Source organism: Pseudomonas sp. WS 5412 (genome assembly GCF_012985615.1).
Taxonomy (GTDB): domain Bacteria; phylum Pseudomonadota; class Gammaproteobacteria; order Pseudomonadales; family Pseudomonadaceae; genus Aquipseudomonas; species Aquipseudomonas shahriarae.
Genome location: NZ_JAARMB010000012.1, coordinates 104,283 through 113,903, shown reverse-complemented (window position 1 = coordinate 113,903; position 9,621 = coordinate 104,283). Strand labels below are relative to the sequence as shown.

Genomic DNA, 9,621 nt, shown 5'->3' with positions numbered 1-9,621 from the left:
TAGCGCCCCCTATGTGTGCCCTGCACACGGATGCTCATGGAGTGTGCGTTGGATAATCTGGACCGGTTGTTTCGCCTCTATCATCGCGAACTGCAGCAGATTGCCTACCGTCGCCTGGGCGACAGGGAGATGGCTGCCGATCTCGCTCAGGACGCATTCGTGCGTTACGTTGGCCTGGATCGACAGCAGCGCACCCATACGATTATCAACCCACGGTTTTTCCTGATTCGCGTGCTGCGCAACCTGATCATTGACCTTGGGCGCAGCCGTACGCGGCGCGGGCCGATGGACTCGCTGGAGGATGTGCAGCACGAACTGCTGGATCCGTGCCCGGGGCCTGCGGCACTGGTGGAAATGCGCCAGCAGTTGCAACTGTTGCATCAGGCGTTGAGTGAATTGTCCGAGAACAGCCGCCAGGCCTTGTTACTCAATCGCCTCGATGGATTGGGCCATGCCGCCATCGCCCAGCAGCTTGGGGTTTCCCCCAGCATGGTCAGCAAATACATCATGAGTGCCGTGCTGCACTGTGCCCGTCGCCTCGGGATGACCGAGTGACACGCGACCCTGCCCCGAGTAAACCTTCGCCGCTGCTGACCGAGCAAGCGTTGCAGTGGCTGGTCGACCTGCATTCGGGCAGTGCCGAGGCACCGTCTTGGGACGCCTACCTGCAGTGGTGCGAAACCTCCGCGGAGCACCAACGCGCCGCCCAGGCGGCGGAGCGGTTGTGGGAGAGCCTGGGCAGCGCACTGGAGCGTCCGCCCGCGTCGTCACGCCGCTTGCTGCAACTGGGACTTGTCGTCGCGTTGAGCCTGGCAGGCGGTTTGTCCTGGCAGGCGGAGCAACAAGGCTGGATGGCGGACCAGGTGACCGGCCTGGGTGAGCACCGCCGTGTGACACTGGCCGACGGCTCACACCTGGAACTGGCGCCACGCACGCGTGTGGATATCGAAATGCACGGTAATCGTCGTGTGCTGCATCTCTATACCGGGGAGCTCTTTGTCCAGGTCGCCCCCGATGCCCAGCGTCCATTCGAAGTACGCGCCGGCCGTGGCAGCCTGCGAGCGCTGGGCACCGGCTTCGACGTGCGGCGCGAAGGCGAGCAGGTGCGGATGGTCGTCACCGAACACACGGTGCGCGTGACATTGGACGACGATCCACAGACCACCGATGTCGAGGCCGGTCAGGCCGTGCAATACGGCCCGGAAGGTCTCTCGCGCACCCAGCCAGTCGACGTCGGCACCGCTACGGCCTGGCGCCGCGACAAACTGGTGTTCAACCGCCAGCCCCTGGGTGATGTGCTGGAGCAACTTGGCCGCTACCATCGCGGCGTAATCTGGGTCCGTGACAGCGGCCTGCGCGACCTGCCCGTGACCGGCATCATCGCCACCGACGACACCGACGCCCAATTGAAACTGCTGCAACGCACCTTGCCGCTGCGGGTGCGCTTGCTGCCGTGGCTGACCGTGATCGAGCGCGACGACTCGCCGCGACAGTAACTCAGCTTGCAAAAAATACACTTGCCGCCGCTGTCGGGTTTCAGAGGGTTGACGTCTTTCCTGTTGAGATTGATTTTTATTTGGCTGATTTCAGCAAGGGGAGCGTTATGCAGCATCTGATCAGGCACACTGCCTTGAGCCTGGCACTTGCCACGGCCAGTGCCGTGGGTATGAGCCTGCCGGCACAGGCGGCGCAGCAGCAGAAGAGCGACAGCCGGACCTACGCTATCGAGGCCGGTCAACTTGACCAGGTATTGACGCGCTTTGCCGAGCAGTCCGGGTTGCGGTTGATGGTTGTCAGCGAATTGGTGGCTGGTCAGCAGTCGGACGGGTTGAGGGGGAACTACCCGCTGCAGCAGGGGCTTGATCGGTTGTTGCTGAACAGCGGCTTGGTCGCCCGATTGAGTGATGATGTGATTTTGATTGAGAAGGCACCGGTACAGGGTGGTGCGTTGGAGTTGGGGGCTACCACCATTCAGGGGCAGGGGATGGGGGAGATGACGGAGAATTCGGGGTCCTATACCACGGGGTTGACCAGTATCGGCTCGAAGACTCCGACCCGGTTACGGCAGACGCCGCAGTCGGTGTCGGTGGTGACAGCGCAGGTTATTGAAGAAAAGCGCATGACCGACCTGGCCGAAGCCATGAAAATGACGCCAGGCATTACGGTTACTAACAACAACTTCCGGTTGTCAGACTTCTCCTCTCGCGGCTTTAACATCGAGAACATTCAAATCGACGGTGCTGCTCCTATGGCCCTGGGCACCACGTCGGGCAGTTTCTATTCCAACAAGAGCTACGACCTGGTGGAGTACGACCACGTCGAAGTCTTGCGGGGTGCGTCCGGGTTATTTGGCGGCACAGGTGACCCTGGCGGCATGATCAACCTGGTGCGCAAGCGCCCGTTGGACGTTTACCAGTTAAAGGTCGATGTCTCGGCGGGGAGTTGGGACAACTACCGTACCCAGATGGATGTCACGGGGCCTTTGGGGTTCGACGGCAAGTTGCGTGGGCGAATGGTGGCGGCCTACACGGATCGTCAATACATGGCGGATGACCGAGGCCTGGAAAAGCCGATTTTCTACGGGGTGTTGGAAGCGGATATCACGGATGACACGCGCCTGACCCTGGGCGGGCGCTCTGAGCGTATCCACGAGACGGGTTCAGGCACGGGCTTGCCGCGTTACCTCGATGGCCGGGACTTGGGGCTCTCGCGAAGCGCCAGCCTGACGCAGAATTGGGCCTACCTGGATGGTCGATCCCAGGAAATCTTTGGCAAGATCGACCATGAGTTCAACGATAACTGGAAGGGTAACGTTTCTTACACCCAGACCCTGGATTCTGGCTTCTCGAAAAGCGCCTTTTCCTTTGGTGCAGTCGATCCTGAGTCCAGGACAGGGCCCAATACCGGGGGCTCCAACAACAAATACCGCAGCGATCAAAAGCTGTTTGATGTGAATCTTGCGGGTAAATTCGAGGCAATCGGGTTGCAGCATGAGCTCCTTATGGGGATGGATCACCAGAAAATCACCAGTTCATGGGCGGGGACTGCCCAGGCCACTGGATCGGGTGTACCAATCGATGTATTTAACCCAGCGCCCTGGCTACAGCCCGACACCAACAAAGATTTTTTCCACCGATTCAGTCCCAATACCCAGGTGCAGTACGGCCTGTATTCGACGCTGCGTCTGCAACTGGCCGAGCCGCTGCACTTGATCGTTGGCGCTCGGGCACAACGTTATAAATTTGATCAGCTCTATCGGTCCCGCGATAAGCAGGGCGTCTGGGGAACCGACTCGGATATATCGGTTCGTGAAGCCACCAAGGTTGTTCCTTACGGCGGTATCGTCTATGACCTCACGGATGAATGGTCGACCTACGTCAGTTACTCCGAGATTTTCAAACCGCAGCAAACCAAACTGCAGGGTCCGTATCCCGGCAGCTCAATCGAACCCATGACCGGCAAGACCTACGAGACCGGGCTCAAGGGAGAGTTGTGGGGAGGGGCCGTCAATACATCGCTTGCGCTTTACTACACCGCCCGCAAAAACGAGGCGGTCCTGGATCCACGCTATGAACAGATGAGTGTGTTGCACGGTGGCAGTTGCTGCTATCTGCCTCAAGGGGAAGTGACCAGCAAGGGTGTTGATATGGAGTTCACCGGCGAAGTATTGCCGGACTGGAACGTACTGGCCGGTTACACCTATAACCACAACCGCAATCGCACTCAAGCCAAAGTGTTCAGCAGTGTGACACCCAAGCATCAGGTCAAACTCTGGTCTACCTACCGTCTGCCAGGTCTGTTCAATGACCTGAAGGTGGGCGGCGGCGTGAATCTACAGAGTGCTACTGATGTCAGCGGGACAACCTGGTTTGCCCCTCAGAAGCGGTATTACGATTTTAAATACAGCCAGTCCGGATACGCTGTTTGGGACGCCATGGCCGAGTATCAATTGGATGAGAACTGGAGTGTGCTCTACAACGTCAATAACCTGTTCGACAAGCACTACTACAGCAAACTTGGGACGCCTTCCTCGGGCAACTGGTACGGCGATGAGCGCAACCACATGCTGACCCTACGCGGTACTTTCTGGTAAGTCGCAGATAAAAAATAAGCCCGCGTGATTGCGGGCTTTTTATATGTGCGGATGTTGTCTTGGCTGAATGTGACGATTCGCCGTGAAAGCGATTTATGGCAAAAATAAATGCATATAGCCACTGTCGGTGTTCAGAGGGCTGGCGTCTTTCTTGTTGAGATTGATTTTTATTTGGCTGATTTCAGCAAGGGGAGCGTTATGCAGCATCTGATCAGGCACACCGCCTTGAGCCTGGCACTTGCCACGGCCAGTGCCGTGGGTATGAGCCTGCCGGCACAGGCGGCGCAGCAGCAGAAGAGCGACAGCCGGACCTACGCTATCGAGGCCGGTCAACTTGACCAGGTATTGACGCGCTTTGCCGAGCAGTCCGGGTTGCGGTTGATGGTTGTCAGCGAATTGGTGGCCGGTCAGCAGTCGGACGGGTTGAGGGGGAACTACCCGGTGCAGCAGGGGCTTGATCGGTTGTTGCTGAACAGCGGCTTGGTCGCCCGATTGAGTGATGATGTGATTTTGATTGAGAAGGCACCGGTACAGGGTGGGGCGTTGGAGTTGGGGGCTACCACCATTCAGGGGCAGGGGATGGGGGAGATGACGGAGAATTCGGGGTCCTATACCACGGGGTTGACCAGTATCGGTTCGAAGACTCCGACCCGGTTACGGCAGACGCCGCAGTCGGTGTCGGTGGTGACAGCGCAGGCGATTCAGGATAGCAGGGGGGTGGACCTGACCGACGCGTTGAAGCTGACGCCTGGGATTACCTTGAAAAAAACCAGTGTTCGCACCACTGATTTTTACTCTCGCGGCTTCATGATCCAGAACATCCAGATTGACGGCGCCGCGCCCATGGCCTTGGGTAATTCGGCGGGAAGTTTTTACTCCAACAAAAATTACGACCTGGTGGAGTTCGACCACGTAGAGGTGCTGCGCGGAGCGTCAGGGTTGTTCGGCGGCACGGGGGATCCGGGGGGTATGATCAACCTGGTGCGCAAGCGTCCATTGGATGCCTACCAGTTGAAGATCGACACTTCGGCAGGCTCCTGGGACAACTATCGTACCCAGTTCGACGTAACCGGGCCTATGGGCTTTGACGGTAAGTTGCGTGGCAGGTTGGTGGCGGCCTACAGCAACAATGGATCTTTCCAGGATCATATAAGCGACGAGAAACCAACGGTGTATGGGGTGCTGGAAGCTGACATTCAGCCAGATACCCGGGTGACTTTTGGCGGCCGCTCCGAGCGAATCCATGTGAATGGCTCCGGCATTGGTTTACCGCGGTACATCACCGGCGATGACCTGGGTTTATCCAGGCGTACGAGTCTTACACAGGGTTGGGCCTATCAGGACGGCCGGTCACAAGAGCTGTTTGCCAAGATCGACCATGAGTTCAACAACGATTGGAAAGTAAACGCGACCTACACCAGGACTCTGGAGTCCGGGCTTTCGAAAAGCGCTTTTGCCAGCAATGGACTCAATCCGATCACGTTCAAAGGTACTCATTGGGGCGGTAATACCACTGCGTATCGCAGCGAACAGGGATCGGCAGATATCAACCTTGCCGGGAAGTTTGATGCGTTCGGTTTACGGCATGAATTTTTGCTCGGTATGGATCATCAGAGAATCACCAGTCGGTGGCGCGGAACGGGACAAAGCGAAGGGGCAGGTGGTGACCTGAATGTGTTTGATCCAGACTCCACACCTTGGCCTCAGCCGGCAACCCGTAAGGACTTTTTCCGTGATTACAACCCCAATGACCAAGTTCAGTACGGGTTGTATTCAACCTTGCGTTTGCAACTCGCCGAACCTCTGCATCTGATTGTTGGTGCCCGTGTCCAACGTGTTAAGTACAACCAGACCTATATGGCTGATTGGGATGGGAGCGGCTTTAAGCCGGAATCCGACGTGTCGTCCCGGGAGCCTACCAAGCTCACACCCTATGGCGGTCTGGTCTACGACCTGAATGATGAGTGGTCGACTTACGCAAGCTATTCCGAGCAGTACAGGCCTCAGCAGTTGAAATTACAGGGCCCCGCACCAGGTTCGCCACTTGAGGCAATGAAAGGCCGCGCCTATGAAGCTGGGTTGAAGAGCGAACTGCTTGGCGGGGCGGTGAACACCAATTTCTCCATTTACTACACCGAGCGGGAAAACGAAGCGGTACGTGACTCCCGTTACCCATCGACCGATGTCCAGTTCGGCGGCAACTGCTGTTATCTGGCAGAAGGCAAAGTAGTCAGTAAAGGCCTCGACATTGAGGTGTCGGGTGAAGTGATGCCTGACTGGATGCTGATTGCCGGCTATACCTATAACAACAATCAAGACCGAACGAAAAATGCTGCATTCAGCGCTATCACCCCCAAGCATATGGTCAAGTTTTGGTCCACTTACCGCCTGCCAGGTGCTTTCAATGATGTGAAGCTGGGAGGCGGGGTCAATCTGCAAAGCGCCACTTACGTCAGCGGATCTGCTGGTGTCCTGGATAAAATGGGGAATCCGGTCAAGGATGCCGATGATAAAGACCTATCCATTCCCTTTGATTACAAGCAGTCAGGCTATGCAGTCTGGAACGCGATGGCCGAGTATCGCCTGGACGAGAACTGGACGCTGGCCTACAACCTCAATAACGTATTCGACAAAACCTATTACACGGCTGTGGGGTCTTCCTACTCCGGTAACTGGTACGGCGACCCTCGCAACCACATGCTGACCCTGCGCGGTACCTTCTGGTAAGCACGGCTTTAAATGAAAAGGGACATCGTGAGATGTCCTTTCTTGTTTCTGTTACAAAGTGATTGAGAATCCGTCTAAATTATTTTTATCCCGAACGTTCATTAATGGCTCGATACCGATTCAAGTCAAAACCGTCCCTCTGCAACAGGGAGTGGAGTCCGGACGGTTTAACTATATTCAGGCCATTCCGCCCCAAGAGTGGAAGGCCTTCGACATTAATGACATATCTGGGGCTAAACCAAACAATGAAACGCGAGAGTAAAAGGTTCAGGCAAAAACTCTTCAATGCTCCCCTCTCTTCCTGCCGCAGTTGCGTGTCGATGGCGGTCCTGGGGTTGACTCTCAGTGTCTGCGGCGGGGCGTTTGCCCAACCCATACAGGTGAATGTACCAGCCCAGTCGCTGGACAAGGCGCTGACCGAACTGGGCAAGCAGACCGGCCTGCAAGTGCTTTTCGGGCCGGATATGGTCGCGGGCAAGAAGTCCACCGCCGTCAATGGCAGCCTCGAACCTGCAATTGCGCTTGAGGCGCTGCTCAAAGGTGCAGGCCTGAGTTTTCGGATTGAAAACAATACGGTTATCCTCAGCCCTGAAAGTGGCGCGAGCTCAGCCCTGGAGTTGGGCGCCACCACCATCCAGGGCCAGGGTATGGGACAGATGACGGAAAACTCCGGCTCCTATACCACCGGCCTGGTCAGTGCCGGTTCAAAAACGCCCACCAGCCTGAGGGACACACCGCAGTCTGTGTCTGTCATCACCCAACAGGTCCTGCAAGACCGGCGCATTGTTGATCTGTCCGATGCCATGCGGCGCACGCCAGGCATCACCGTTAAAAATGCCAACTATCGGATGCCGCAGTTCATCTCCCGTGGTTTTCGTATCGATAATATCCAGATTGACGGTGCTTCACCGATGGATATTGGCTCTGGAATCGGTACGTTTTATGGCAACCAAACCTATGACATGGCCGAGTTCGACCATATCGAAGTCTTGAAGGGCTCATCCGGGCTGTTTGGCGGCACCGGTGATCCGGGCGGCATCATCAACCTCGTTCGTAAGCGCCCGCTGGATTACTTTCAGCTCAAGTTCAACACCTCGGCAGGATCCTGGGATAACTACCGTACTGAAGTCGATGTGACAGGGCCGATGGCCTTTGACGGCAAGCTACGAGGACGGGTAGTGGTCGCCAATTCCGACCGACAGTACTTCATGGACAACCGTAGCACCGAGAAGCCTTTTATCTATGGTGTTCTGGAGGCCGATGTGTCGGACACGGCTCGAGTCACAGTCGGTGGACGTTATGAGGAAACCCATGAAAATGGCACGGGTGATGGTCTTCCTCGGTTCAGTACCGGACAGGATCTAAAATTAAAACGCAGTAGATGGTATACGCCCAACTGGGCTTATGCAGACGTCAGTACTCATGAGTTGTTCGCCAAGTATGATCAGGACTTGACGGACGACTGGAAACTCAACGTTTCCTTCACCAATAGTTTCAATAAGTCCACCACCAAAGGTGCGTTTCTCACGGGCTCTCCCGACCCAATCACCCTCGAAGGTGCAACCTGGGGAGGGAGTTACGTTAAAACCAGGAGTGAGCAGTCTCTGTTCGACGCTAACGTGTCCGGGAAATTTACGGCATTCAATCGCGAGCACGAACTGCTGATTGGCGCCGATGCGCAGAAGGTAACCAGTCGTTGGCAGGGAACGTGGGGCATGGCCGGGTTCTATCCGATCGACGTCTACAACCCGGAACTCACGCCTTTACCTCCGTCCAGCATAGGCAATTCAAATGATTTTACGCGTGACTACAGCCCAAACACCCGCAAGCAATATGGACTGTATTCGACGTTGCGCCTGCAGTTAACCGATCCGCTGAAGTTAATCATCGGGGCCAGGGCTCAGCGTTATAAGTTTGAACAGACGTACACAGCCGTAAATGATGATGGTGCATGGGCTGTTGAGTCCCGAACGAACCATCGTGAGCCAACTAAGTTGGTGCCTTTTGGTGGCCTGGTCTATGCCCTCAACGATGAATGGTCGGCGTATGCCAGTTATTCTGAAATATTCAAACCCCAAGCCCAACAACTGCAAGGCCCAGTGACTTCCGGTGTAGCGCTGGAACCTATGGTTGGCAAGACATACGAGACCGGCATAAAGGGTGAACTCTACGGTGGGGCGTTGAACTTGTCGGCCGCGGTGTTTTACACCAAGCGGGAGAAAGAAGCGATTGAGGATCCGCGGTATCCGCGGCAGGCCGCTCTATATGGAGGTAGTTGCTGTTATTTGGCCCAGGGCGAGATCACTAGCAAGGGGATTGAGCTTGAGGCCAGTGGTGAGATAACGCCTGGTTGGATGGTGATGGGTGGCTACACCTTGAATCTTATAGAAAATGGCACCAAAGAGACCTTCCTCACCACGGTGACGCCCAAGCATCTGGCAAAGTTGTGGACTATGTACACACTGCCTGACCGCCTCTCCGACTGGAAAGTCGGCGGCGGTGTCAATGTGCAGAGCGCCAGTTATGCCAGCGGTATCGCTTACCGGGTCAAAAAAGAAGATGGTTACTACGACAGCTACGATAAGACACCGTATGACTTCGCCCAAGGCGGTTACGCCGTATGGGACGCTATGGTCGAATACAAGGTCGATGAAAATTGGACTGTTGCCCTCAATGCAAACAATCTGTTTGACCGTAAGTACTTCGAGACGCTGAAAACCTCCGAATACGGTAATTATTACGGCGAACCGCGTAACTACATGCTGACTGTACGCGGTACGTTTTAGGTTTGTCTTGGTAGT

General features: G+C 56.1%; 5 protein-coding genes. All 5 read left to right on the top strand.

Annotated features, from left to right (window positions below):
- Positions 1–48: 48 nt before the first annotated feature.
- The 5 genes from HBR94_RS17115 to HBR94_RS17095 all read left to right on the top strand — a co-directional run bounded on the left by HBR94_RS17115 (position 49) and on the right by HBR94_RS17095 (position 9,606).
- Entirely contained in the window at positions 49–555 is a 507-nt protein-coding gene (locus HBR94_RS17115) for an RNA polymerase sigma factor (protein ID WP_225923851.1), read from the top strand.
- Positions 552–1,496 carry a FecR family protein gene (locus HBR94_RS17110; RefSeq protein ID WP_057439095.1) on the top strand — a complete coding sequence of 315 codons (945 nt, stop codon included), beginning with the start codon at positions 552–554 and terminating at the stop codon, positions 1,494–1,496. The genes HBR94_RS17115 and HBR94_RS17110 overlap by 4 nt, the downstream gene beginning before the upstream one ends.
- Positions 1,454–4,093: a TonB-dependent siderophore receptor gene (locus HBR94_RS17105; RefSeq protein ID WP_262153099.1), complete on the top strand. Its 2,640-nt coding sequence runs from the start codon at positions 1,454–1,456 to the stop codon at positions 4,091–4,093. Before HBR94_RS17110 ends, HBR94_RS17105 begins: the two co-directional genes overlap by 43 nt.
- Before the next feature lie 198 nt (positions 4,094–4,291).
- Entirely contained in the window at positions 4,292–6,820 is a 2,529-nt protein-coding gene (locus tag HBR94_RS17100; protein WP_170045246.1) for a TonB-dependent siderophore receptor, read from the top strand.
- Between the two features lie 245 nt (positions 6,821–7,065).
- Entirely contained in the window at positions 7,066–9,606 is a 2,541-nt protein-coding gene (locus HBR94_RS17095) for a TonB-dependent siderophore receptor (protein ID WP_169961404.1), read from the top strand.
- The last annotated feature ends 15 nt before the right edge of the window (positions 9,607–9,621 follow it).